Genomic DNA, 24516 nt, shown 5'->3' on the forward strand with positions numbered 1-24516 from the left:
GCGGGTCGGCAGGTGGCGGTGGGCGCCCATTGTAAGTCGTCGGCCCCCCGCCCACCAGGGCGCTGGGCGCTCAGCCGCTCTGTTCGGCGTCTTCCTGCTTGGCGCTTTTATGGCGCTCCTCGTTCAGGCCCAGCTTCCAGTAGCTCGAGACGTAAAGATCGCTTTTGGCAACCGCGCGCTCGGTCTTGAAGTAGTGGCGCAGCTGGCGCATGGCGGAGAACTCGCACGCCGCCCAGACCGCCGGACGGCCGTCCTGCCAGTCGATGGTCCGCACCGCGTCAGGCAGCGCATCACTGTTTTCACCCGGATGTTCATTGACCACCCAGTGCAGTTCGATGCCCTCGGGCGCGGCAAGTTTTTGAATGTCGGCCTCGCTCAATACCTCGATGACGGCGTGGCCGCGGGCGTGGGCGGGGAGATTTTCCAGGTTGTCGCTGATCGCCGGCAGGGCAGTCATGTCTCCGGCGAGCAAAAACCAGTCGGCGCTGTCATCAACGCGCTTGCGCGGACCGGGGCCGCCGATCTCGATGGTGTCACCCGGGGTGGCGCTGTCGGCCCACTGCGCGGCCGGGCCGCCATCCTCGTGCAGCACGACATCCACATCGATGGCATCTTCGCGCTGGGCGCGCACGGTGTAGGTGCGCATGAAGGGCGTGCCGTCATCGCGGGTGAACATCAGCTTGATGTAGGTGCCGGCCTGGTCCTCGGGAAAGGTCGCCATGTCCTCGCCGCCCAGTGTGACGCGCAGCATGTGCGGGGTGATCAGGGTCTTGTCGAGTACGGTAAAACGGCGGGGGGCGGGGCGGCTCATGGGCTCTCCTGGTCGCGATCAAGCTGATCGGTCATGGCGTTGACGGTGTCGATGAAATCACGGGTCCGGGCAGGACTTAATCCGGCGGCCATCTGCGCCTCGAGCGTTTGCTCGATGGCATCAAGACGCTCACGCAGCGCCCGTCCATCGGCGCTGAGCGCCAGATGCGCGGCGCGGCTGTCGGTGGGGTGCGGGTGGCGCTCGATCAGGCCCTCGCGCTCGAGCTCGCGGGTCACTCGGGTGATCAGGCCCTTGTCCTGCAAAAGCGCCGTGGCCACCTCTCGGGCCATCACGCCGTCGTGGCGACCGATCTCGCCAAGCACGCGCAGATGCGACAGGGGCAGGGTGATGCCGTCTCTGAGATAGCGCTCGCGCAGGGCACGCTTGTAGACGTGCAAAAGCCCAAAAAGGGCGTTGCCGGCGGTAGGCATAACGTCATGACCGTCAATGAAGTGATTCTCGATACGATCCGCCTTTTGGTTGATATTGTCAACCATTAGCCCGCCCCGTGTCATCGACGTGACATGAACGTGTCTCACGCTGGACGCCTTTTCCGTCCACCGATCCGGAGTTGACCAACATGTCCGTTGCCCGCCGCTTTACCACTGCCGTGCTGACCACCGCGGCGCTGTCGACCTCCCTGCTGGCCCAGGCGGCCGGCGGTCTGGCCGATATCCCTCAGCCCGATAGCGCCCCGGAGACCTTTTTGATGGTCAACGAGATCCCGGCGGGCAGCGCCATCAAGTACGAACTCGATGAAGCGGGGCATGTGATCGTCGATCGCTTCTTGTCGATGCCGATGGCCTATCCGGCCAACTACGGCTCGATCCCCAGCTCACTGGGCGGCGATGGCGACCCCCTTGATGTGATGGCCTTTACCCGCACGCCGATCGTGCCGGGTGCGATCATGGCCGTGCGGCCCATCGGCATGCTGCGCATGGTTGATGGCGGCGAGGCGGACGACAAGATCATCGCCGTGCCCACCCATGACGTGGACCCCACCTGGGATGAGATCACCAGCATGGACGATCTGCCGGCCATGGAACGCGAGCGTCTCGAGGGTTTCTTCCGGGTCTACAAGCAGCTGCCGGAAGGCAGCAAGGTGATCGAGCTCAAGGGCTTTGCCCCGGTCAGCGAGGCCCACGAGGTGCTGCAGAAGGCGCTCGACGATTATCAGCCGCCGTCCTGAGCCACGGTCTCAGACGCCAGAGATCACAACGCCCGCCCTCGAATCGAGGGCGGGCGTTTTACTGACGCCGGAGACGCTGCCGGCTACAGCACCATGGCCGCGACCCAGGCCAGCACCAGCATACCGACGTTGGCGTGCAGAAAGGTCGGGATCACGCTGTCTTTGATGTGATCATGCTGGCCGTCGGCGTTGAGCCCGGCGGTCGCGCCCAGCGTAATGGTGGAGGCCGGCGAGCCGGCATCACCCAGGGCAGCCGAGGCGCCCAGCAGGGCGACGGTGGCCAGCGGCGAGAACCCGAGCGCCAGCGCCAGCGGAATATAGATCGGCGCCAGAATCGGCACGCTGGCGAAGGAATCCCCGAAGCCGATGGTGATAAAAAGCCCCACCACCAGCATGATGGCCGCCCCCAGCGCCATGTTGTCCCCGATCAGATCGGCGGCGGCGCTGACCAGCGGCTCGATCTCACCGGTGGCCCCCAGCACGCCGGCAAAGCCGGAGGCCACGGTAATGATGACGGCGATCTGCGCCATCATGCGAAGCCCCTGGGTGAAGACGTCATCCTGCTCGCGCCAGCGGAAAATGCCGGTCACGCTGATGATCATGAAGCCGATCAGGGCGCCCAGCAGCAGCGAATCAAAGGCAATCTGACACCACAGCGCCACACCCAGCGCGATCATCGTCATCACCAGCTGCCCCACGTTGAGCCGCACCTCAGCCTGAGCCGGCGGCGTCATGGCACCGGAGGCCGGCGTGTCAGACGTTAAAGAGACAGGGTCGCGCGGGTATTGATAGTCGCGCGGGCGTCGATAGGTGATCAGCACCGCCACCAGCATGCCAAGAATGATCCCCAGCACCGGCAGGGCCATCGCTTTCGGTGCCATGGCCGCCGTGGCGGTCAGTCCCAGCGGCGCGCCCACCTGATTGACGTTGGCCAGCAGGATTTCGTTGAGATAGATCGCCCCGAAGCCGGTGGGCAGCAGCAGATAGGTGGCACTCATGGCGCAGGCCAGCACGCAGGCAATCGCGCGGCGATCAAGCCGCAGCCGGTTCATCAGGCCCAGCAGCGGTGGAATCAGAATCGGGATAAAGGCGATATGCACCGGCACCAGATTCTGGGACAGCAGCGAGGCGGCGATCAGTATCCCGAACAGCAGGGCCTTGATGCGGCGGTCGGTACTTTGGGTGTCACGATCCAGCGCGGTAGAGAGCCTGCGGGCCAGCAGCTCCAGCAGACCGCTGCGTCCCAGCGCGACCGCCAGTGCGCCGATCATGACGTAGGTCAGCCCGACCTGCGCACCCACCAGCAGATTGTCATTAAAGGCGGAAAGCGCTGTCTCCATCGACAGCCCGGCATGCAGCCCGCCCAGCAGCGCCGCCGCGACCAGGGCAATCGCCACCGGCATCTGTAACAGACAAAACGTCACCATCAACACGATGGTGAGCACCACGGCATTGATGTGATAGCCCAGCGTCTGGGAAGCCAGATAGAGCAGACCCCAAAAGGCCAGCACCGGCAGCACACGGCGACGAGCGAAGCGGTCCCGGGCGGGGCGCGCGTCAGGAGAGAGGATTACGGACATGATCCTGCCTTGTGAGAGGTTGTTATTGTCACCCCGGGGGGGGTGTCGCGGTGATCATACCAACGCCCGGCCCGCCCTGCGCCCGTCACATGACTGTCATGTTGCCCGGCCACGATGAAGGTTCGTGTTCCGTTCATCTGCCGATGCCTCTACTAATGCCCCTGCCCATGACTGTCACACCATTTGCTGCGTTTCGCTTCGGACGCTCCGCTCTGGCCGCCGTGGCCTTCACGCTCGTCGCTCCGCTGGCCAGCGCCGAGTCGCTGATGCTCTATACCAGCCAGCCCAACACCGATGCCCAGCAGACGGTGGACGCCTTTGAGAAGGCCCATCCGGAGATCGAGGTGCAGTGGGTACGCGATGGCACCACGCGCCTGATGACACGGCTGGAAGCCGAGCGTGCCGCCGGACAGAACCGCGCCGACGTGCTGCTGGTCGCCGATGCGGTGAGTCTCGAGAATCTGCGCCAGCAGGACCTGCTGGCCCAATACCAGCCCAAGGCGCTGAGCCATTACCCGGACACGCTGTATGACCCGGAGGGCTATTACTTCGGTACCAAGCAGATCGCCACCGGCATCGTCTATCACCAGCGCGCGGCCGAGCAGCCGCAGCGCTGGCAGGACCTGACCGAGCCGGCATACCAGGGCCAGGTCGCCATGCCCAGCCCGCTTTACTCGGGTGCCGCACTCATTCATCTGGACAGCATGGTGAGTGATGACCGCTTTGGCTGGGACTATTATCAGGCCCTCGCCGACAACGGCGTGACGCCCAACGGCGGCAACGGCGGCGTTCTCAAGCAGGTCGCCGCCGGCACCAAGCCTTACGGGGTGATGGTCGATTTCATGGCGCTGCGCGAGAAGGCCAAGGGCTCGCCGGTCGAGTTCGTTTATCCCGAAGAAGGGGTGAGCGTGGTCACCGAGCCGGTGGCGATCATGAAGGCTGCCCAGCACCCTGAAGCCGCGCAGCAATTCGTCGATTTTCTGCTCTCCCGCGAGGGCCAGCAGTTGGTAAGCCGGCAGGGCTACCTGCCGGCGCGCGATGATGTGGATGCCCCCGAGGGCTATCCCGACCGCGCGCAGATCAAACCGCTGCCCTTCTCGGCCACCCGGGCACTGGAGCAGGCCGAGGATGAAAAGGCACGCTTTGCCGATATCTTCTCTTCCTGATGGCGGCAACGGTCATGACGCGAGGCCTGCCACGGCTGGGGCCGGCGCTGCTGTTTGTGCCGGCGCTGTTGATCTGTCTGCTGCCGGTGGGTCAGCTGCTGATCGAGGCGCTGATGGCCACGGTCACTGCGCCTGCCGGGTGGCGCGACTCGCCGCTTGTTGAGGTGTTGACCAGCGCCAGCACCTGGCGGGCCACCGGCCACAGCCTGTACACCACGGCACTGGGCACCCTGATCAGCGTGGCGCTGGGCATGCTCTTTGCCTTTACGCTGGCTCTGACCGACCTGCGCGGCCGGCGGGCGCTGGTGATCTGTTTCATGCTGCCGATGATGATCCCGCCCCAGGTGACGGCGCTGGCCTGGCTGCAGCTGTTCGGCCCGGCCAGCACGCTGCTGATTACCCTCGGCATCGCCCCGGCACTAGGCGCGCCGCAGCCGCTCTATTCCGCGGAGGGCATTGCGCTATTGCTGGGGATTCAGCACGCGCCGATGGTGTTTCTGGCGCTGCGGGCCAGCCTGGCCGAGCTGCCGGCGGAGCTGGTGGAAGTCGCCCGTCTGAGCGGTGCCGCGCCACGCACGGTCTGGCGCAAGGTGATCCTGCCGCTGAGCGCCCCGGGGCTGATTGCCGGCACGGCCATGGCCGCGATTGCGGCACTGGGCAACTTCGGCATTCCGGCCATGCTGGGCATTCCGGTGGGCTACTACACGCTGCCCACGCTGATCTATCAGCAGCTGGCCGGCTTTGGCACCGGCGTGCTGGACCGCGTCGCCTCGCTGGCGCTGTTGATGACACTGCTGGTGGGGGTGGGCATCTGGCTGCAGCATCATCTGCTGGCCCGGCGCGACTATCGCCTGGGCGGGCAGGGCGCCCGGCCGCTCACCTTTGCCACCGGGCACTGGCGGTGGCCGCTCACGCTGATGCTGTGGGCCATTCTGGGGCTGATTCTGCTGGCCCCGCTGGCGGCGCTGATCAGCACCTCACTGGTGCCGGCGTTTGGCATGGGGCTGGACTGGCAGCATCTGAGCCTGGCCGCCTATCAGGAGATGTTCACCCGGCAGGCGGTCACCGCGCGTGCCTTTGGCAACAGCCTGTGGCTGGCCGGCAGCGCCGCCGTGGTGCTGGTGGCGCTGACCCTGCCGCTGGCCTGGCAACTCGCGCGCCGGCGCTCCAGGGTGCTGGGCGTGTGCGCCGCCCTTTTCGATGTGCCCTTTGCCCTGCCCGGCGTGGTGCTGGCGATCGCCTGCATTCTGGTCTTCAGCCGGCCGCTGCCGATCATCGACTACTCGCTCTACGGCACGCTGGGCATCATCTTCATCGCCTATCTGTCGCGCTTTCTGGTGGTGGCGCTCAAGCCGCTGCACAGCGCCTTCGCCCAGCTGGACCCGGGCCTTGAAGAAGCCGCGCGCCTGGCCGGTGCGGGCCCGGTTCGAAGGTTATGGGACATTTTATTGCCGCTGGTGGCGCCGGCCGCCATGGCCGGGGGCCTGCTGGTCTTTTTAAGTGCGGTCAACGAGCTGACCGTCTCGGCGCTTTTGTGGTCGGCCGGCAACGAGACGCTGGGCGTGTTGATCTTCAATCTGGATGACGGCGGCGACAGCGTGCTGGCCTCCGCCGTGGCGGTGGTGACCGTGGCGATGGTGGTCGCACTGATGGGCATGCTGGAGCTGATGGCGCGTCGTCTGCCGAAAGGGGTGTTGCCATGGCAGCAATGAATACAGGTCGGCTTTCGATAACGACGCTGGGCAAGCGCTTCGGTGCGCATGTGGCGCTCGAGGGGCTTTCCATGACCATTGAGCCGGGCGAGTTCGTGGCGCTTCTCGGCCCCAGCGGCTGCGGCAAGAGCACCACGCTGCGGCTGCTGGCAGGCTTTGAGACGCCGGATCACGGCGAGATCCGCCTCGGCGAGCAGGTGCTCTCCAGTGCGCAGGCGCAGGTGCCGCCCGAGCAGCGGCGCATGGGCATGGTGTTTCAGTCCTACGCGCTCTGGCCGCATCTGAGCGTGGCGGGCAACGTCGATTATCCGCTGCGGGTCCAGAAGGTGGCCGGCAGCGAGCGGCGCCGGCGCGTAGAAGACGTGCTGGCCCGGGTCGGCATGACCGCCATGGCCGGGCGCTATCCGCGCGAACTCAGCGGCGGCCAGCGCCAGCGGGTGGCGCTGGCGCGCTGTCTGGTCAGCCAGCCGGCCGTCATTTTGCTCGATGAGCCGCTGGCCAATCTGGACCGTCACCTGCGCGCCAGCATGGAGGACTACTTTCGCGACTTTCACCGCGAAACCGGCACCACCATGGTGTATGTCACCCACGATCAGGACGAGGCAATGGCGCTGGCCGACCGCGTCGCGGTCATGCAGGACGGCCGGCTCAAACAGTTCGCCACCCCCGAGACGCTCTATCACCGACCCGCGGATGTCGAGGTGGCCCGTTTTATCGGCCAGGGCAGCGTGGTGCATCTGGCCCACGCCACGGCGAGGGAATGGTTGACCGGCCGTGACGCCCAGCGCCTGGACGCGCAGGGCCACGCGCGCGGGTTCGTGCGGCCCCAGCATGTGGTGCTGGGTGTAGAGGGTGGAATGCCGGCATTGGTCGAGCGCTGCATCTTTCGCGGCGAGCGCCACGTGCTCTCCCTGCGCCTGGAGGATGGCCAGTCACTGACCGCCTACAGCCCTGCCGCACAGCCGCCCGGCAGCCAAACAACCGTGGCGATCGAGCGACTCTGGGGGCTGGAAGAAGGGCAGACGAAAATGCAGGCACACCGTGATCGGGTGCCTGCAGGGTGAGGGCGCCGGCTCAGCGGCGCGAGAGGTGCTCGCTCAAAGCGTTCAGAAACGCCTCGGCGACCTCGTGCTCGTAGCGATAGTAGGTCCACTGACCCACCCGTTGGGAGGAGACCAGCCCGGCGCGCGACAGCGTCGAGAGATACAGCGACGTGGTCGGCTGGGACAGCCCGGTCTTTTCGCGAATATGGCTGACGCAGATGCCCCCGGGCGGGGCCGTGTCCTTCTGGGGTGGGAAATGCTGTTCCGGCTCCTTGAGCCAGGACAGGATGTCCAGCCGCACCGGGTTGGCCAGTGCGCTTAAAACGGTATTGATATCCATGATCATGGCCAGGCGTTGGAGGCCGGATCAGTATACGCACTCACGGCCGGGCTGCCGAGGCAACCCGGCCGATGCGCCTCAAGGCGACTTAACGCACCAGTTCATCCAGCGCGCTGGTATCGAAGTCACTCAGCTCATCGAGACGACCGTCACGCACCTTGTTGGCCCACTGCGGATCGGACAGCAGTGCCCGACCGATGGCGATCAGGTCAAAATCGTTGCGCGCGCGCCAGGAGGCCAGCTCCTCGACGTTGACCCGGCTCTTGGAGGTCGGGTCTTCCTGACGAGTGAAGTGCCCGGTGCGGAAGGTCTTGTCCAGCCCCACGCTGCCCACGGCGATCACCGGGCGGCCGGTCAGCTCACGTGTCCAGGTGGCGATGGTCTTGCTGCTGCCCTCAAAGCCCGGCTCCCAGACGCGGCGCGTGCTGGCATGAAAGATGTCCACGCCGTCGCCGGCCAGCGGGTCGAGCAGCTCACCCAGCGCCTCGGGCGTCTCGGCGATGATGGCGTCATAGTCGGAGAGCTTCCACTGCGAGAAGCGGAAAACGATCGGGAAGTCCGGGCCGACGGCTTCACGCACGGCGCGCACGATCAGGCGCGGAAAGCGCAGCCGGTTCTCGAGGCTGCCGCCGTATTCGTCCTCGCGCTGGTTGCTCTCGGCCCACAAAAACTGATCGATCAGATAGCCGTGGGCGCCGTGCAGCTCGATCCCGTCAAAGCCGATCGCCTTCGCGTCACGTGCGGCACGGGCAAAGGAAGCCGCCACGTCCTGGATGTCCTGCTCGGTCATCGCTTTCACGACTTCCACGCCGTCCTCGACGATCGACATCGGCCCGAAACCCGGTACGGCGGAATCCGGCTCGACACCCGGGCGACGCTCGCGGCCCACATGCCACAGCTGCGGCATGATTTTCCCGCCGGCGGCGTGAACGCCCTCGACCACCTTCTGCCAGCCTGCCAGTGCGGCCTCGCCGTGAAAGGCCGGTACGGCCGGGTAGCCGTTGGCACCCGGGTGATCGATATAGGTGCCTTCAGTGATGATCAGGCCGACACCGCCTTCGGCGCGGCTCTTGTAGTAGGCCGCCACATTGTCACCCGGGACGCCGTTTGGTGACTGGTTGCGCGTCATGGGCGCCATGACAATGCGGTTGGGGATGGTGACCGGACCCAGCGAGAGGGGTTCAAACAGCGGCGCGGCCAGCGCCTGTGCAGAAGTCGTCATGTCGTTTACCTACTGATATAGAAATATATCAATATATTTAAACAGAGCGGCAGCATCATGACAATCCCTTCATCGATTGCGCCCGGCGACACAGGGTCGCGGGGCGGGTCACCGGCATGCTGTCAGCCATTGGTACTGGTGATCGCCCTGAATGAACGCCATGCTATAGACAGATTTTCTCTATCGCACCGCCTGCCCCGAGGCTTGCGATGCCTTGTCACCCTTTCTCGAGGAGCCCCGTCATGACCCTGGATCAGGCCGCCGCCCAGACCCTTATCGACATCGTTCGCCACGCCGCGAAAACGGAGATTCTGCCGCGCTTTCGCATGCTCGACCCCGACGCCATTGACACCAAGTCCGGCCCGGATGACCTGGTGACCATTGCCGACAAGAGCGCCGAGAAGGTGATCACCCAGGGGGTCGCCAAAGCCTTTCCCGAGGCCACCATCGTGGGCGAAGAAGCGGTGGCCGAAGACGCCTCGCTGCTGGACACCATCCGCGATGCCGAGATGGCGGTAATCATCGACCCGATCGACGGCACCTGGAACTTCGCGCGCAATCTCAACCAGTTCGGCGTGATCCTGGCGGTGGTCAGCCGCGGCGAGACCGTGTTCGGTCTGCTCTATGACCCGCTGGTCGATGACTGGGTCATGGCGCGCAAGGGGGAGGGCGCCTGGTATGGCCGCCCCGACGGGACCGAGCGGCGCCTGCAGATGTCCGACACCACAAAAGTCTCGGATATGGTCGGCTCAACCTCGCTGCGCCTGTTCCCGAAGGACACCCAGTACGATATGGCCGGCCTTTTCCCCGACTTTGCCCGCATGATGGCCTTTGGCTGCGCCTGTCACGAGTACCGCACCATGGCGTTTGGCTTTGTGGATTTCATGCTCACGGGCAAGCTGATGCCCTGGGATCACGCCGCCGGCATCATGATTGTTCAGGAGGCCGGCGGTTACGCCGCGCTGCTGGATGGCACCCCCTATAGCCCCTCGGTGCATCAGGGCCGCATGATCGCTGCCAACTCGAAGGACAGCTGGGACGCCCTGCGTGAAAAGTTTGATTTTCTGATCGACTGATTCCTCCCGCTTCTGCCCGGCGCGCGCCCTGCGCGCCGGTATTTCCCCTGTCACGACAGACAACTGACCCAGGTTATTGTCCGTCATCGCCGATTGGCGTCACGATAAGCGATGACATGGTTGCCGCTTTTGAACGACACGCTGCGCTCAACGCTCATGCCCCCTTTCGCGGCCGGCACTATGATGCTCATAGATTTAAATAGCTGGCCATTCAATAGCGCGCGATGTAGATTGCCAACATGACCAATGATAACCACTCTTCCGAGCACCACGACGACCTGCTGGCTCTGGAATCACAGCTGTGCTTTGCGCTCTATGCCACGCAGCTTTCCATGAGCAAGCTTTACCGACGTCTGCTCAAGCAGCTGGATCTGACCTACCCTCAGTATCTGGTCATGCAGGTGCTGTGGCAGGAAGACCATCTGACCGTGTCAGGTATCGGCGAACGGCTGTCGCTGGACTCCGCCACGCTGACACCGCTGCTCAAGCGTCTGGAAGGCGCCGAGCTGGTCAGGCGTCAGCGCACGCGGGAAGACGAACGCCAGGTCGAGGTCTCGCTGACCGAGCGCGGCAGCGCGCTGCGTGAAAAGGCCCGCACCCTTCCCGCGGAAGTCGAGCGCGCCTCGGGATGTTCGAGCTCGGAAATGAAGGCGCTGCGCGATCAGCTCAACGCCCTGAAAAAGCAGCTGGACAGGGTTTAATCATTTTTTATCCGTTTATATCGTGCGCGATTTGATAGTGCGCGCTCGACCACAGGAGCAGGACCATGTCGATCGAAAAGGTACTCTACCGCGCCAGCGCCCAGGCCACCGGCGGCCGTGAAGGCCGCGCCGTCTCCTCCGATGAAAAGCTCGACGTTGTGTTGAGCACGCCCCGGGAACTCGGCGGTGACGGCGGTGACGGCACCAACCCCGAGCAGCTTTTCGCCGCCGGCTATGCCGCATGCTTCATGAGCGCGCTCAAGCACGTGGCGTCCGAGCAGAAGGTCACCCTGCCGGGCAATGCCTGGGCCGGCGCCGAGGTGGGCATCGGCGCGATCGACACCGGGTTTGGCATCGAAGTGACGCTCAATATTCGCCTGCCGGACATGGATGAGGCGCTGGCCAATGAGCTGGTCGACAAGGCCCACGTGGTGTGCCCCTACTCCAACGCCACCCGCGGCAATATCGACGTCACGTTGAGCGTCGAGGTCTAACAGGGTCCTGATGGAAAGGGTTTGAACAAAAACGCCCGCCTGCAACCCAGGCGGGCGTTGTCATTTCTGGCAGAGGCCACCGCAGATGTTTCACGTGAAACATCTGCGTTTCGCAGCCTCGAATCGTGCCTATTTGAGCCCCAGACGACGCCCAAGGCGGTGCAGGTTGGCGCTGTCCATGTCCAGCGCCCGGGCACTGGCGGCCCAGTTGTGATCATGCGCGGTGAGTACCTGTTCGATGTGATGGCGTTGAAAGGTGTCGGTGGCCTCTCGCAGGGAAAGGGTATTATCCACAGCCGGTGGCGAGCGAAGGGGTGTGGATAAGCCATCTGCTGCCGGCGCGGCCCGGTCCGGAGATTTCTCGACCGGCAGATCCAGATGCCCCGCATCGATGCGTACCACCGCCGATCGGCGCGATTCCGGGCGCGTCTCGCCCATCGCACGCAGGGCGGCGCGGCTCAGGGTATGTTCAAGCTCGCGCACGTTGCCGGGCCAGTGCCAGGCGAGCAGGACCTGTTCGGCGCTGATGTCCAGCCGCAGGTTGGCAAGCCCCAGGCGCACCCGGTTATCTTCCAGAAAGTGCCCGGCCAGCAGCAGGATATCCTCGCGACGCTCGCGCAGCGGCGGAATACGCAGCGGGAAAACGCTCAGCCGGTGATAAAGATCCTCGCGAAAGCGCCCGGCGGCCACTTCCGCGGCCAGATCGCGATTGGTCACGGCGATCAGGCGCACATCCACCTTGATGGGCTGGTCGCTGCCCAGCGGCTGGATCTCGCCTTCCTGGAGTACGCGCAGCAGCCGCGGCTGCTGGGAGAGCGGCAGCTCGCCGATCTCGTCAAGCATCAGGGTGCCGCCATCGGCCATGGCGAAATGGCCGCGGTGGTCGCGACTGGCGCCGGAAAAGGCGCCGCGCCGGTGACCAAAGAGCGCACTTTCGATCAGCGATTCAGGCAGCGTGGCGCAGTTGACCTTGACCAGCGGGCCGTTGCAGCGCCGCGAGCGTTCATGCAGATAGCGCGTCAGCCGCTCCTTGCCCACGCCGGTCTCGCCGTGCAGCAGCACGCTCAGATCGGTAGGCGCCACCAGCGCCATGCTCTCATACAGTCGGGCCATGGCCGGGCTGTGCCAGCCAGGAGAGCGCAGCGGCGCGCTCTCTTCCGGTGAGAGCACCTGATTGAGCCGCGAACGGGTGTCCTCGAGCTGGCCGGTCAGGCGCAGGCAGGTGGCCAAAAGCTCGGCCGCCGCCATCAGTTCGTCGTCATCGATGTCCGCCATCTGATCGGGCACCAGCGCATCGAGTGTCAGCATGCCCAGCAGCCGGTCGCCGTCGCGCAGTGCCACACCCATGCAGTCGTGCACGTGGGTGAGATCGGCATCGATCAGGCCGTCAAAGGGGTCCGGCAGGGCGCAGTCGCGCGGGAAGCGACAGACCTGTGGATGGGCGGCAATCGCGGCCAGCCTTGGATGCGCCTCCAGCTGAAAGCGCCGGCCGCACACCTCGCTGCCCATGCCCAGCACCGCGACCGGCTGCAGCCCGCCCTCGACGCTGACCATCAGCGTGCTGGCATCGGCCGGATAGTTGCCTACCAGCGCGGCCAGCACGCGGGACCACTGCGGGTGCAGTGTCTCCGGACTCTTGCCATCACTCAGCGCCGCCAGCAGCTCCCGCAGCGCTCTTGAAAAGATGGTCATATCGACACTCCGACGGTCGTGGGGTCATTTTGACTGGCCTGATCGTGGTCATTATGACCATGACGACATCTTTCCTGCCAGCGTGACATGGCCGGCAGAAGTCATGCGCGGCGCCACACACGGGCCCTGCAGCGATTCGGGTGTGGCAGGCTGTCGCGGCTGGCATGGTATGGCACGACAATTGCAATATGAAAGGTGTCTCATATTGCTCACCTGTCGCCAGGAGCGCGTCATGCTCAACGAAAAGCAGCTTGAAGTCATCAGCGCCACCGCCCCGGTCGTGGCCGAAAACGCCGAAACCATCGCCGCCACCTTTTATCCGCTGATGTTCGAGCGCTATCCGCACGTGCGCTCGATGTTCAACATGCGCCATCAGCAGACCGGCGAGCAGCCCCGGGCGCTGGCCCGGTCGGTGGTGGCCTACGCGCTCAACCGTCAGGACCCCGAGGCGCTCGAGGCGCTCATGCGACCGATCGTTAACAAGCACGTGGCGATCAATCTGCAGCCCGATCAGTACGCCATCGTTGCCGAATGTCTGATGTCGGCGATCGGCGAGGTGCTGGGGGATGCCGTCACCCCCGAGATTTTTGACGCCTGGAGCGGGCTCTACTGGGAGTTTGCCGATCGGTTGATCGCCGCCGAGGAGAACACCTATCAGGCGCTTGAAGGCGCCCCGGGTGGCTGGCGTGGCGAGCGCGACTTTTACCTGTCCGATCGCGTGGTGGAAAGCGAAGAGATCGTGTCGTTTTACTTCAAGCCACTCGATGATCAGCCGGTACGCACCTTTCAGGCCGGGCAGTATCTGGGCGTGTCGCTCGAGATCGACGGTGAGCAGGCCCTGCGCCAGTACAGCCTGACCTCCAATCCGGGGGATGACGTCTATCGCATCTCGGTCAAGCGCGAAGGCCAGGGGCGTGCCAGTCGGCACCTGCATGATCACGTCAATGTGGGCGATCACGTCAAACTGCTGGCGCCGGTGGGCGAGATGGTGCTCGACGACCGCGACGCGCCGGTCATGCTGATCAGCGCCGGCGTCGGCCAGACCCCGATGCTGTCGCTCATGGCGCAGGCCCTTGAGGCCGGGCGTCAGGTCATTTACCTGCATGCGGCCCGCAACGCCCGCGTTCATGCCTTTCATGAGCACCTGAAGGCAATGGCCGAACAGTATGGCAGTCAGCTCGTCTATCGCTACGTCTACAGCGAGCCGGTCACCCGCGACGGCCAGCGCCATCAGGGTCTCATCGATCGCGCCCTGCTGGCAGACTACCTGCCGCGCGAGGCCACGCCGAGCTGCTATTTCACCGGCCCCACCGGCTTCATGCGCGATATCGACCGCGAACTGGCCGCGCTGGGTGTCGATACATCGCATCGCCATTTCGAGTACTTTGGCCCCTCCGGTCAACTGCACTGATCAATCGATCATGCGTCCAGCATCAAACGGCCCCGGCCACCCGAGAAGGTGGCCGGGGCCGTGGTCATGTCATCAGGCCCTGAAGGCTTCAGTCCAGCCGTCGGACGCCTTCGATGGTGATCGGCTCGCGCGGCACGTCGGCGTGCGGGCCTTTTTTCGTGGTGGGCGCGCCGGCAATGGCATCGACCACGTCCATGCCCGAGACCACGTGGCCGAAGACGGTATAGCCGGGCTCGTAGAGATTGCGGTAATCCAGCGCCTGGTTGTCGACCAGGTTGATGAAAAACTGGCTGGTGGCCGAATCCGGCTGGCCGGTCCGCGCCATGGCGATGGTGCCGCGGGTGTTCTTGAGCCCGCTCTCTTCCAGCGCGATGGGGTCATGGGTCTCTTTGGTCGACATGTCGGCGGTCATGCCGCCGCCCTGGATCATGAAACCGTCGATGACGCGGTGGAACACGGTGCCCTGATAGAAGTCGTCTTCCACGTAGCGCAGAAAGTTCTCTACCGTGTTGGGCGCCGCGGTGGCGTCAAGCTCCAGCTCGATGTTGCCCTGACCGGTCATGATCTCGACATGGGGGTGGTCGGCATCGGCCAGCGCCAGGGGAGAGAGCAGCGGCAGCGCCAGCAGGCAGCCGCGCAGTAACGGTTTCAGCATGAAAAGCGCTCCAGTCACACGATAGGGCCCGCCAGACTAGCCGGGCGCGCAGGATCTGACCAGCCCCGCACCTGTTTCCAGCGCTATTTCCAGCCTTCCTGAGCCGCCCAGACGGCCGCCTCGGTGCGGGTGCGCATGCCCATTTTCTTGAGCAGGTGACGCACGTGGACCTTGACCGTGCCCTCGCTGATGTCCAGGCGTCGGCCGATCTCCTTGTTGGCGTAGCTGCGCGCGATCAGGCGCAGAATGTCGCGCTCGCGCCGGGTGAGACGGGCCACCAGTGCCTCGGGGCCGGGGGCCGGCTCGCGCAGCGCCCGGGTCAAAAGCCCCATCAGCCGCGGATCAAAGGCGTCCTCCTGCTCATCGAGTGCCTCGATGGCCGCCAGCAGTTCTTCCGGCGCGGTGTCCTTCAAAAGATAGCCGCTGGCACCGGCGCGAATCGCGGCCAGTACGTCATCCTGCGCCTCGGAGACGGTCAGCATCACGATCGGTACCGCAACACCCGCTTCGCGCAGCCGGGTCAGCGTCTCGATGCCGTCCATGCCCGCCATCTTCATGTCCAGCAGGATCAGATCCGGGACATGACGGGTACAGAAATCCAGCGCCCCGGCGCCGCTGTCGGCCTCGCCTGCAAGCGAAAGCGACGCGCTCATGGCCAGAAGCTGCTGCACGCCGCGTCGAAAGAGCGGGTGATCATCCACCACCAGTACGCCGCGTGGCGTCGCCCGGTGGCTCATGTCGTCAGGGCTCATGTCGTGATTATTCATCCTGCGGTGCCTCCTGAGATGTGGCCCCATTGATAAAGCTCAGTGCTACCCGCGTGCCGCCTGCCTCGCGCCGGGCCAGCGTCAGCGTGGTGCCCAGACTGCGGGCGCGCTCTTCCATGATGATGGTGCCGTAGTGATGCGTGCGGGTGGGGTGCTCGGGCAGGCCCACCCCGTCATCCTCGATCGCCAGATCGATGCAGCCCCCCTGATCGATCAGGGTCACCGTGACCCGTTGCGCCCGAGCGTGCTGGACCACATTGGCCAGCGCCTCGCGCAGGATCTGCACCAGATGCAGCTCCGCATCGGGGGACAAGACGTCATCGGCAATCGAAAGCGTGGTGTCGATCACCAGCGCACCGCGCTCGGCAAACTCTTCAATCGTGGCCTGCACGGCGGCGTTGATGCCGTGCTCGGTCAGGCGCAGGCGAAAGGTGACCAGCAGCTCGCGCAGCTGACGGTAGGCCTGATCGATACCCTCGCGCAGCTCGCCGACAATGGCCGGGGCGTCGCTGTCGGTAATGTCCGGCAGGCCGCGGGCCAGCCGCAGGGCCTGAATGTTGAGATAGCTCAGCGACTGCGCCAGCGAGTCATGCAGCTCGCGGGCGATCACGGCGCGTTCGTCCATCAGCGCCAGCCGACGCCGGTGGCGCCCCTGAGCGCGTAGCGCCAACGCCGCCCCCAGATGATCGGCCAGCGTCTCGCAGATCCGTCCCTTCCAGCTCGGCAGCGGCGCCCCGCCGGGCAGCCGGGCCACCAACACCAGCGGCGTCTCCGCATCGCCCTGCAGGGGGAAGCGCCAGGCGCCGGCATCGTCTTCCCCGTCGTCCTGGTGGGGCAGCAGGGTCAGTTCTGCCGGGGCCATCAGCGCCTCGAAGGGGCGCAGCGCCTGCTCGGGGTCAATGGCATCCGGTGGCGTCGTGGCCAGATAGCGCGCGTTGTCATACAACAGCGTCAGCGCCAGATGGCTCTGCTCCAGGCGGTGGGCGCGGTCCTCGACCTGATCGTTGAGACGGCAGTAGAACAGATCGAGCTGGCCGGCCATGTCGTCGATGGTGGCCGCCAGCAGCCCGATCTCGTCGTTGCGCCAGTAGCCACTGCGGACCTTGAGATCGCCGGCGCGCAGCGCCTCGATCACGACCAGAAGCCGGCCGAGCGGGCGGCGCACGTGGCAGTGGAGCTGATACGCCCCCCAGCCGATCAGCGGCAGGGTGAGCAAAAGCAGCACCACCTGCAGGGCGCGAAGGCGGGTAATCCGCGCCTCGGCCAGCGTCTGCAGCTCACCGGTCAGCGCGTCCAGATCGCTGACGTGCGCGGTAATACGGCCCGGATCGACGCGCGCGGCCTGCTCGGGCGTGCGCATGGCCGGGCCCAGAGTGTTGACCCATTCACGCCGCAGGGGCCCCAGGTGCTCTGCCACGTCATCGTCATATTCGCGGCGCACCGCTTCGTCAAGATGTTGCCAGGTGTCATCGATGCCGTGTAGCAGCGTGCGCCACCGGGCGGGGTCAGCGGTGGGCGCCTGCGCCATCAGCCGCCAGGTCTGCATGCGCAGCGAGCCGGCCTGATTGATCACCCGGGCGTCATGGCGCGCCGTGTCCGCCAGCCAGCCGCTGGCCACCATCCCGCCCAGCGCCAGCAGCGACACCCCCGCCAGAATCAGCCCCAGCGTCAGGCTCAGAGCGTAATGAGAAGGCACAAACCGGGTGAATACCCCCATGGCGTTCTCCTGTGCAACCTGTCTACCTCCAGGGAGGTAGATGCGTCCGTAAAGGGCTTTTCCTTCAGTGACCTGCGCGTGCGTCGGTCACTATCGCCAATGAGATAACATCCTGATTTAACGCTATTTTGACGAATCTATTTTGACAACGATCAAAAGCGCTCGCGCCATCTCGCGCACAGTAGCCCCAACGCCATTACCAGGGCAAAGAGGGCACCATCATGAGCGCAGACACCGCATCCCCCCCACGCTCGCAGCAGCAGCGCGCACTGGGTCTCTCGACGCTAGCCTTCACGCTGTGCTTCGCGGTCTGGACGATCTTTTCCATCATCGGGGTCCGTCTCAAGCAGGAGTTCGGCCTGTCCGATACGCAGCTCGGGCTTTTGATGGCCACGCCGGTGCTCACCGGCTCCATCAGCCGGCTGTTGCTGGGCATCTGGACCGACCGCTTCGGCGGGCGTCGGGTGTTCAGCCTGCTCATGCTGGTCAGCGCCGCCTGCGTCTACCTGCTCACCTTTGCCAATAGCTACGCCATGCTGCTGCTGGCCGCCCTCGGCGTGGGGCTGGCCGGCGGCGGCTTCATCGTCGGGGTCGCCTACACCTCGGCCTGGTACAGCGCCGGCAAGCAGGGCACGGCACTGGGCATTTTCGGTGCCGGCAACGTGGGTGCCGCCATCACCAACTTCGCCGCGCCCTTTCTGCTGCTGGCGATGGGCTGGCAGGGCACGGCGCTGGTCTATGCCACCGTGCTGGCACTGGCCGGCGTGGCGTTCTGGTTTCTGGCGAAAGAAGATCCGCAGCACGCCCAGCGCAAGGCGCCGGTACCGCTGAAGGCCCAGCTGGCGCCGCTTTCCGAGATGCGCGTGTGGCGCTTCTCGCTGTACTACTTCTTTGTTTTTGGCGGCTTCGTGGCGCTGGCCCTGTGGCTGCCCCACTACCTGATGGAAGTCTACGGCCTGGGCATCGCCGCGGCCGGCATGGTGGCCGCGCTCTATTCGGTGCCGGCCTCTCTGTTTCGCATTCTGGGCGGGGTGATGTCGGACCGCATCGGCGCCCGCCGGGTGATGTATTGGACGCTGGGCGTCTCGGCGCTGTGCCTGCTGGTGCTGAGCTATCCGCCGAGCCGGTTCGTGGTCGATGGCGTCCGCGGCGAGGTCGGCTTTTCACTGGGCACGCCGCTGTCGCTGTTTATCGTGCTGATCTTCGTACTCGGGTTTTTCATGTCGCTGGGCAAGGCGGCGGTGTTCAAGCACATCCCGGTCTACTACCCGGATCATGTCGGCTCGGTGGGTGGCGTGGTTGGCATGGTCGGCGGGCTGGGCGGTTTTCTGCTGCCGCTGACGTTCGGCATGCTCAACGACGTGGTGGGCATCTGGCAGAGCTGCTTCATGCTGCTGTTTGTGGTGGTGATAGCGGCCCTTGCGTGGATGCACTACGCCATCAACCGCGCCGACAACAAGAGCTGGGGCAGGACACCGCGCAGCACCGACCTGCCGGAGCTTGCCGCGCCCCGCTCGCTGGTACTTAACGAGTGGCACCCGGAAGACGAGACCTTCTGGCAGACCACGGGCGCCCGCATTGCCCGGCGCAACCTGTGGATCTCGATTCCCAACCTGCTGCTGGCCTTTGCGGTGTGGTCGATCTGGAGCATCCTGGTGGTGCGCATGCCACAGCTCGGCTTTGGCTACAGCCCCAATCAGCTCTTCTGGCTGGCCGCGCTGCCGTCGCTGTCCGGCGCGACGCTTCGCATCTTCTACAGCTTCATGGTGCCGATCTTTGGCGGCCGGCGCTGGACGGCCATTTCCACCGCGTCACTGCTGCTGCCGTGTCTGTGGATCGGGATGGCGGTGCAGAACCCGGATACCCCCTATAGCGTGATGCTGATCCTGGCGCTTCTGTGCGGCTTCGGCGGCGGCAACTTCGCCTCCAGCATGGCCAACATCAGCTTTTTCTACCCGCAGGCCAAAAAGGGCACCGCCATGGGCCTCAACGCGGGTCTGGGCAACCTGGGGGTCTCGGCGCTGCAGCTGATCGGCCCGCTGGTGATTGCCACCAGCGCGCTGGGTCCGCTGGCCGGTGACCCGCTGATTACCCAGCAGGGCGTACACGCCGGCGATCCGGTGTGGCTGCAAAACGCCGCCTTGATCTGGGTGCCCTTGATTGCCATCGCCGCACTCGCCGCCTGGTTCGGCATGAACGACATCGCCTCGGCGAAATCCTCCTTCCGCGATCAGGCGGTGATCTTCAAGCGGCTGCACAACTGGCTGATGAGCTGGCTGTATCTGGGCACCTTTGGCAGCTTCATCGGCTTTGCCGCGGGCTTTCCGCTGCTCTCCAACATGCTGTTCCCGGCCGTCGACCCCACCCGCTACGCCTTTCTGGGGCCGCTGGTCGGGGCACTCGCCCGCCCGCTGGGCGGCATGCTTTCCGACCGACTCGGCGGCGCCCGGGTGACGCTGTGGAACTTCGCGCTGATGGCGCTGGGCGTGTTCGGCGTACTGGCCTGCCTGCCCGAGCAGGGCCAGGGCGGCAGCTTCCTCGGCTTTTTTGCGATGTTCATGGTGCTGTTCGTGGCCACCGGCATCGGCAACGGCTCCACCTACCGCATGGTGCCGGTCATCTTCTTCAATCAGCGCCGCAACGCCCTGGGCGACGACCAGCTCGATCAGGTGCGTACCGAGGCCAATCGCGAATCCGCCGCCGTGCTCGGCTTCATCTCGGCAATTGCCGCCTACGGTGGCTTCTTTATCCCGAAGGCCTACGGCACCGCCACCGACATGACCGGCAGCGTGGCGCCGGCCCTTTACGGCTTCATTTTCTTCTATCTCAGCTGCATGGCACTGACCTGGTGGTATTACGCCCGTCGTAACGCCCCGGCCCCCTGCTAGGCACGCCCAAGGAGACTGACCCATGAGTTATTTTCTCGACCGACTGCAGTACATGAAAAAGATCCGCGCCCCCTTTGCCGGCGGCCACGGCGAGCTGCGCGAGGAGAACCGCGAGTGGGAAAACGGCTATCGCGCCCGCTGGCAGCACGACAAGGTGGTGCGCTCCACCCACGGGGTAAACTGCACGGGTTCGTGCAGCTGGAAGATCTACGTCAAGAATGGCCTGGTCACCTGGGAGACCCAGCAGACCGACTACCCGCGCACCCGGCCGGACCTGCCCAACCATGAGCCGAGAGGCTGCCCGCGCGGGGCGAGCTACTCCTGGTATCTCTACAGCGCCAACCGGCTCAAGTACCCGCTGGTGCGCAAGGCGCTGATCCGGCTGTGGCGCGAGGCGCTCGAAACCCATCCGGACCCGGTCGATGCCTGGGCCTCGATCGTCGAAGACCCGACCAAAACCGCGCAGTACAAGAAAATCCGTGGCATGGGCGGCTTTGTGCGCGCCGACTGGGAGGAGATGCAGACCCTGGTGGCGGCCTCCAACGTCTACACCGCCAAGCAGTACGGCCCGGACCGCATCACCGGCTTTTCGCCGATCCCGGCCATGTCGATGGTCTCCTACGCCGCCGGCGCCCGGTATCTGTCACTGATCGGCGGGGTATGCCTGTCGTTTTATGACTGGTACTGCGACCTGCCGCCGGCCAGCCCGCAGACCTGGGGCGAACAGACCGACGTGCCGGAATCCGCCGACTGGTACAACTCGAGCTACATCATCGCCTGGGGCTCCAACGTCCCCCAGACCCGTACCCCGGATGCGCACTTTTTCACCGAGGTGCGCTACAAGGGCACCAAGACGGTCGCCATCACCCCGGACTACGCCGAAGTCGCCAAGCTTTGCGACGAGTGGCTCAGCCCCACCCAGGGCACCGACTCGGCGCTCGGCATGGCGATGGGCCACGTCATCCTGAAAGAGTTCTACCTCGAGCGGCCCAGCGAGTACTTCACCAACTACGTGCGTCACTACACCGACATGCCGATGCTGGTCGAGCTGGAAGCGCGGGAAGACGGCAGCTTCGTGCCCGGCCGCCAGCTGCGCGCCGCCGACTTTGATGAGGCCCTGAGTCAGGACAACAACCCCGAGTGGAAAACGGTCGGCTGGGACGAAACCCGCGACCAGCTGGTCGTGCCGCGCGGCTCGATCGGCTTTCGCTGGGGCGAGGCAGAGGCGGGCAAGGGCCGCTGGAACCTGGAGCAGCGCGACGCCGACGGCGCCGACATCCACCTGCGCCTGTCGCTGGTCCCCGCCCATGACGAGGTGGCACGGGTCGGCTTCCCCTACTTCGGTCACATCCGTCATGACTACTTCAACCACGTCGATGGCAATGACGTGCTCTATCACAATCTGCCGGCCAAGCGCCTGAGTCTGGCCGATGGCCGCCAGGTGCTGGCGGTGACGGTCTTTGACCTGATGGTGGCCAACTACGGCATCGACCAGGGCCTGACACTGGAAGACAGCGAGGATGACGGCGCCACCTCGATCGACCAGATGCGCCCCTATACGCCGGTCTGGCAGGAAGCGATCACCGGCGTTCCGGCCGCTCAGGTCACCCGGCTGGCGCGCGAGTTTGCCGACAACGCCGACAAGACCCACGGCCGCTCGATGATCATCGTCGGGGCCGGGCTCAACCACTGGTACCACATGGACATGCAGTACCGGGGTCTGATCAACATGCTGATCCTGTGCGGCTGTATCGGTCAGACCGGCGGCGGCTGGGCCCACTACGTGGGTCAGGAGAAGCTGCGCCCGCAGACCGGCTGGCTGCCGCTGGCGTTCGGGCTGGACTGGAACCGCCCGCCGCGTCAGATGAACGGCACCTCGTTTTTCTACAACCACTCAAGCCAGTGGCGCTTTGAAAAGGTCGAGATCAAGGACCTGCTCTCGCCGCTGGCCCGCCGCGAGGAGTTTTCGGGCAGCCTGATCGACTTCAACGTGCGCGCCGAGCGCATGGGCTGGCTGCCGTCCGCCCCGCAGCTGGGCACCAACCCGCTGCGCCTGGCCAGTGCCGCCGAGGCCGCCGGTCAGGGGCTCAACGACTACGTGGTCAATCAGCTCAAGAGTGGCGATCTGCGCTTTGCCGCCGAGGAGCCGGACAACCCGCGGAACTTCCCGCGCAACCTGTTCGTGTGGCGCTCCAACCTGCTGGGCAGCTCCGGCAAGGGCCACGAGTACATGCTCAAGTACCTGTTGGGCACCACCCACGGGCTGCAGGGCAAGGATCTCGGCGAAATGGGCGGCGCCCTGCCGGAAGAGGTGCAGTGGCGCGATGAGGCCCCCGAGGGCAAGCTCGACCTGCTGGTGACACTCGATTTTCGCATGTCGACCACCTGTCTCTACTCCGACGTGGTGCTGCCTACGGCCACCTGGTACGAGAAGGACGATCTCAACACCTCGGACATGCACCCCTTCATCCACCCGCTCACCGCGGCCACCGACCCCGCCTGGGAGTCGCGCAGCGACTGGGAGATCTACAAGGGCATTGCGAAGGCCTTCTCGAAGGTTTGCGTGGGGCATCTGGGCGAGGAGACCGATCTGGTCACCCAGCCCATGCAGCACGACTCCCCGGGGGAACTGGCGCAGGTGGACGTGCGCGACTGGAAGCGCGGCGAGTGCGACCCGATCCCCGGGCGCACCATGCCCAATCTGATCGCGGTCAAGCGCGACTACCCGGCCACCTATGAGCGCTTTACCTCGATCGGGCCGCTGCTCGACACGCTCGGCAACGGCGGCAAGGGCATCAGCTGGCCCACCGGCCCCGAGATCGATCTGCTCGGCAAGCTCAATCGCTGCAAGTCCGAAGGCCCGGCGAAGGGTCGCCCGATCATCGACAGCGCCATCGATGCCGCCGAGATGATTCTGACCCTGGCCCCGGAGACCAACGGCAAGGTGGCGGTGCGCGCCTGGGAGGCACTGTCCAAAATTACCGGCCGCGAACACGCCCATCTGGCGCTGCCCAAGCATGAGGAGAAGATTCGCTTTCGCGACGTGGTCGCCCAGCCGCGCAAGATCATCTCCAGCCCCACCTGGTCGGGGCTCGAAGATGAACACGTCTCCTACAACGCCGGCTACACCAACGTCCACGAGCTGATCCCGTGGCGCACCCTGAGCGGTCGCCAGCAGTTCTATCAGGACCACGCCTGGATGCGCGCCTTCGGCGAGAGCCTTTTGACCTATCGTCCGCCGATCGACACCCGCGCGGCGATGGCCGGGGTCCAGCGCCCGGATGGCAACCAGAACCCCGAGCGGGTGCTCAACTGGATCACCCCACACCAGAAGTGGGGCATCCACTCCACCTACTCGGACAACCTTTTGATGCTCACGCTGTCACGCGGCGGGCCGATCGTGTGGCTCTCCGAAGACGATGCCAAATCGCTGGGCGTGGCGGACAACGACTGGATCGAGCTCTACAACGCCAACGGCTCGATTGCCGCGCGCGCCGTGGTCAGCCAGCGGGTCAAGACCGGCATGGCGATGATGTATCACGCCCAGGAGCGGATCGTGAACGTACCGGGCTCGGAGATCAGCGGCACCCGCGGCGGCATCCACAACTCGGTCACCCGCGTGTGCCCCAAGCCCACGCACATGATCGGCGGCTACGCGCAGCTCTCCTACAGCTTCAACTACTACGGCACCGTCGGCTCCAACCGCGACGAGTTCGTGGTGGTGCGGCGCATGCATCACGTCAAATGGCTCGACGGGGAGGGCAACGACAGCGTGCAGGAACCGGCGAAAGGGTAAGGCTGTTCGACGACCGTGACGGTGGGTATCAACGGTCACCCACCAAAAAGGCGCCCCTCGTGAGAGGGGCGCCTTTTTTTGGTCGGCCTGTGGTTCAACAGCAAAACGTACTAGATGACTTCTGACAAACGATTCAGGAAGACGAAACCCACGTGCGCTTGGACGAGCTGGAGAAAAGCGATGCGGCTACTCGTAGATGTCTCAACTCTCCTGGTTGATCCTGCTCTGCCTGTTCGACCCAGCCTACACCAACGAT

General features: G+C 65.1%; 19 protein-coding genes. 10 read left to right on the forward strand and 9 right to left on the reverse strand.

The features are described from left to right. Window positions 1-70: 70 nt before the first annotated feature. Window positions 71-811 (reverse strand): siderophore-interacting protein, encoded by a 741-nt coding sequence (locus ACXMYO_RS13750; RefSeq protein WP_457809127.1) that lies wholly within the window; start codon window positions 809-811, stop codon window positions 71-73. Further along, window positions 808-1308: a MarR family winged helix-turn-helix transcriptional regulator gene (locus ACXMYO_RS13755; RefSeq protein WP_457809128.1), complete on the reverse strand. Its 501-nt coding sequence runs from the start codon at window positions 1306-1308 to the stop codon at window positions 808-810. Before ACXMYO_RS13755 ends, ACXMYO_RS13750 begins: the two co-directional genes overlap by 4 nt. Window positions 1309-1391: 83 nt before the next feature. Between ACXMYO_RS13755 and ACXMYO_RS13760 the strand changes: the two genes are divergently transcribed. Next, the gene (locus tag ACXMYO_RS13760) at window positions 1392-2000 is read left to right on the forward strand and encodes an inorganic diphosphatase (protein WP_457809129.1); all 609 of its coding nucleotides are present in this window, start codon (window positions 1392-1394) and stop codon (window positions 1998-2000) included. A gap of 83 nt (window positions 2001-2083) precedes the next feature. Here ACXMYO_RS13760 and ACXMYO_RS13765 read toward each other — a convergent pair whose 3' ends face one another. Continuing rightward, window positions 2084-3457 (reverse strand): Na+/H+ antiporter family protein, encoded by a 1374-nt coding sequence (locus tag ACXMYO_RS13765; RefSeq protein WP_457809497.1) that lies wholly within the window; start codon window positions 3455-3457, stop codon window positions 2084-2086. A 290-nt stretch (window positions 3458-3747) separates the two neighbouring features. On the opposite strand from ACXMYO_RS13765, the gene ACXMYO_RS13770 reads away from it, so the two are divergent. Genes ACXMYO_RS13770 through ACXMYO_RS13780 form a run of 3 tightly spaced genes read left to right on the forward strand, consistent with a single transcriptional unit; the run spans window position 3748 to window position 7522 of the window. Then, the gene (locus ACXMYO_RS13770; RefSeq protein ID WP_457809130.1) at window positions 3748-4746 is read left to right on the forward strand and encodes an ABC transporter substrate-binding protein; all 999 of its coding nucleotides are present in this window, start codon (window positions 3748-3750) and stop codon (window positions 4744-4746) included. 14 nt (window positions 4747-4760) lie between these two features. Further along, a complete protein-coding gene (locus ACXMYO_RS13775; RefSeq protein ID WP_457809131.1) occupies window positions 4761-6458 on the forward strand; it encodes an ABC transporter permease in 1698 nt (565 codons plus the stop codon). Then, complete coding sequence (locus ACXMYO_RS13780) at window positions 6446-7522, forward strand: ABC transporter ATP-binding protein (RefSeq protein ID WP_457809132.1); 1077 nt, start codon at window positions 6446-6448, stop codon at window positions 7520-7522. The genes ACXMYO_RS13775 and ACXMYO_RS13780 overlap by 13 nt, the downstream gene beginning before the upstream one ends. A gap of 10 nt (window positions 7523-7532) precedes the next feature. On the opposite strand, the gene ACXMYO_RS13785 is transcribed toward ACXMYO_RS13780, so the two are convergent. Both ACXMYO_RS13785 and ACXMYO_RS13790 read right to left on the reverse strand, forming a co-directional pair. Next, a complete protein-coding gene (locus ACXMYO_RS13785; protein ID WP_438765370.1) occupies window positions 7533-7841 on the reverse strand; it encodes an ArsR family transcriptional regulator in 309 nt (102 codons plus the stop codon). An 88-nt stretch (window positions 7842-7929) separates the two neighbouring features. After that, window positions 7930-9063 (reverse strand): NADH:flavin oxidoreductase, encoded by a 1134-nt coding sequence (locus ACXMYO_RS13790; RefSeq protein WP_457809133.1) that lies wholly within the window; start codon window positions 9061-9063, stop codon window positions 7930-7932. A 242-nt stretch (window positions 9064-9305) separates the two neighbouring features. Here ACXMYO_RS13790 and ACXMYO_RS13795 point away from each other — a divergent pair, with 242 nt between their 5' ends. The 3 genes from ACXMYO_RS13795 to ACXMYO_RS13805 all read left to right on the forward strand — a co-directional run bounded on the left by ACXMYO_RS13795 (window position 9306) and on the right by ACXMYO_RS13805 (window position 11334). Continuing rightward, window positions 9306-10139 carry an inositol monophosphatase family protein gene (locus tag ACXMYO_RS13795; RefSeq protein ID WP_457809134.1) on the forward strand — a complete coding sequence of 278 codons (834 nt, stop codon included), beginning with the start codon at window positions 9306-9308 and terminating at the stop codon, window positions 10137-10139. Between the two features lie 239 nt (window positions 10140-10378). Next, the gene (locus tag ACXMYO_RS13800; RefSeq protein ID WP_438765373.1) at window positions 10379-10840 is read left to right on the forward strand and encodes a transcriptional regulator, SarA/Rot family; all 462 of its coding nucleotides are present in this window, start codon (window positions 10379-10381) and stop codon (window positions 10838-10840) included. A 65-nt stretch (window positions 10841-10905) separates the two neighbouring features. Continuing rightward, window positions 10906-11334, forward strand: a complete 429-nt coding sequence (locus ACXMYO_RS13805; RefSeq protein ID WP_438765374.1) for an organic hydroperoxide resistance protein — start codon at window positions 10906-10908, stop codon at window positions 11332-11334. A gap of 129 nt (window positions 11335-11463) precedes the next feature. Here the strand turns inward: ACXMYO_RS13805 and norR are convergent, their stop codons facing one another. Continuing rightward, a complete protein-coding gene (gene norR / locus ACXMYO_RS13810; RefSeq protein WP_457809135.1) occupies window positions 11464-13026 on the reverse strand; it encodes a nitric oxide reductase transcriptional regulator NorR in 1563 nt (520 codons plus the stop codon). 232 nt (window positions 13027-13258) lie between these two features. Here norR and hmpA point away from each other — a divergent pair, with 232 nt between their 5' ends. Continuing rightward, on the forward strand, window positions 13259-14437 hold the full coding sequence (gene hmpA, locus ACXMYO_RS13815) for an NO-inducible flavohemoprotein (protein ID WP_457809136.1): 1179 nt from the start codon (window positions 13259-13261) through the stop codon (window positions 14435-14437). A gap of 88 nt (window positions 14438-14525) precedes the next feature. Here hmpA and ACXMYO_RS13820 read toward each other — a convergent pair whose 3' ends face one another. The 3 genes from ACXMYO_RS13820 to ACXMYO_RS13830 all read right to left on the reverse strand — a co-directional run bounded on the left by ACXMYO_RS13820 (window position 14526) and on the right by ACXMYO_RS13830 (window position 17576). Then, a complete protein-coding gene (locus ACXMYO_RS13820; protein ID WP_457809137.1) occupies window positions 14526-15092 on the reverse strand; it encodes a peptidylprolyl isomerase in 567 nt (188 codons plus the stop codon). Between the two features lie 83 nt (window positions 15093-15175). Beyond that, window positions 15176-15859 (reverse strand): two-component system response regulator NarL, encoded by a 684-nt coding sequence (narL, locus tag ACXMYO_RS13825; protein ID WP_438765381.1) that lies wholly within the window; start codon window positions 15857-15859, stop codon window positions 15176-15178. After that, complete coding sequence (locus ACXMYO_RS13830; RefSeq protein ID WP_457809138.1) at window positions 15852-17576, reverse strand: histidine kinase; 1725 nt, start codon at window positions 17574-17576, stop codon at window positions 15852-15854. Before ACXMYO_RS13830 ends, narL begins: the two co-directional genes overlap by 8 nt. Window positions 17577-17797: 221 nt before the next feature. Here ACXMYO_RS13830 and ACXMYO_RS13835 point away from each other — a divergent pair, with 221 nt between their 5' ends. Further along, entirely contained in the window at window positions 17798-20464 is a 2667-nt protein-coding gene (locus ACXMYO_RS13835) for a nitrate/nitrite transporter (RefSeq protein WP_457809139.1), read from the forward strand. A 22-nt stretch (window positions 20465-20486) separates the two neighbouring features. Then, a complete protein-coding gene (locus ACXMYO_RS13840) occupies window positions 20487-24260 on the forward strand; it encodes a nitrate reductase subunit alpha (RefSeq protein WP_457809140.1) in 3774 nt (1257 codons plus the stop codon). Window positions 24261-24516: the final 256 nt, after the last annotated feature.

The sequence above is a fragment of the Kushneria sp. EE4 genome, assembly GCF_977968315.1.

What these genes read in the sequence shown, in the direction of transcription:
- ACXMYO_RS13750 (WP_457809127.1), bottom strand. Translation starts at nt 811, where the DNA reads ATGAGCCGCCCCGCCCCCCGCCGTTTTACCGTACTCGACAAGACCCTG.
- ACXMYO_RS13755 (WP_457809128.1), bottom strand. Translation starts at nt 1,308, where the DNA reads ATGGTTGACAATATCAACCAAAAGGCGGATCGTATCGAGAATCACTTC.
- ACXMYO_RS13760 (WP_457809129.1), top strand. Translation starts at nt 1,392, where the DNA reads ATGTCCGTTGCCCGCCGCTTTACCACTGCCGTGCTGACCACCGCGGCG.
- ACXMYO_RS13770 (WP_457809130.1), top strand. Translation starts at nt 3,748, where the DNA reads ATGACTGTCACACCATTTGCTGCGTTTCGCTTCGGACGCTCCGCTCTG.
- ACXMYO_RS13775 (WP_457809131.1), top strand. Translation starts at nt 4,761, where the DNA reads ATGACGCGAGGCCTGCCACGGCTGGGGCCGGCGCTGCTGTTTGTGCCG.
- ACXMYO_RS13780 (WP_457809132.1), top strand. Translation starts at nt 6,446, where the DNA reads ATGGCAGCAATGAATACAGGTCGGCTTTCGATAACGACGCTGGGCAAG.
- ACXMYO_RS13785 (WP_438765370.1), bottom strand. Translation starts at nt 7,841, where the DNA reads ATGGATATCAATACCGTTTTAAGCGCACTGGCCAACCCGGTGCGGCTG.
- ACXMYO_RS13790 (WP_457809133.1), bottom strand. Translation starts at nt 9,063, where the DNA reads ATGACGACTTCTGCACAGGCGCTGGCCGCGCCGCTGTTTGAACCCCTC.
- ACXMYO_RS13795 (WP_457809134.1), top strand. Translation starts at nt 9,306, where the DNA reads ATGACCCTGGATCAGGCCGCCGCCCAGACCCTTATCGACATCGTTCGC.
- ACXMYO_RS13800 (WP_438765373.1), top strand. Translation starts at nt 10,379, where the DNA reads ATGACCAATGATAACCACTCTTCCGAGCACCACGACGACCTGCTGGCT.
- ACXMYO_RS13805 (WP_438765374.1), top strand. Translation starts at nt 10,906, where the DNA reads ATGTCGATCGAAAAGGTACTCTACCGCGCCAGCGCCCAGGCCACCGGC.
- norR (WP_457809135.1), bottom strand. Translation starts at nt 13,026, where the DNA reads ATGACCATCTTTTCAAGAGCGCTGCGGGAGCTGCTGGCGGCGCTGAGT.
- hmpA (WP_457809136.1), top strand. Translation starts at nt 13,259, where the DNA reads ATGCTCAACGAAAAGCAGCTTGAAGTCATCAGCGCCACCGCCCCGGTC.
- ACXMYO_RS13820 (WP_457809137.1), bottom strand. Translation starts at nt 15,092, where the DNA reads ATGCTGAAACCGTTACTGCGCGGCTGCCTGCTGGCGCTGCCGCTGCTC.
- narL (WP_438765381.1), bottom strand. Translation starts at nt 15,859, where the DNA reads ATGAATAATCACGACATGAGCCCTGACGACATGAGCCACCGGGCGACG.
- ACXMYO_RS13830 (WP_457809138.1), bottom strand. Translation starts at nt 17,576, where the DNA reads ATGGGGGTATTCACCCGGTTTGTGCCTTCTCATTACGCTCTGAGCCTG.
- ACXMYO_RS13835 (WP_457809139.1), top strand. Translation starts at nt 17,798, where the DNA reads ATGAGCGCAGACACCGCATCCCCCCCACGCTCGCAGCAGCAGCGCGCA.
- ACXMYO_RS13840 (WP_457809140.1), top strand. Translation starts at nt 20,487, where the DNA reads ATGAGTTATTTTCTCGACCGACTGCAGTACATGAAAAAGATCCGCGCC.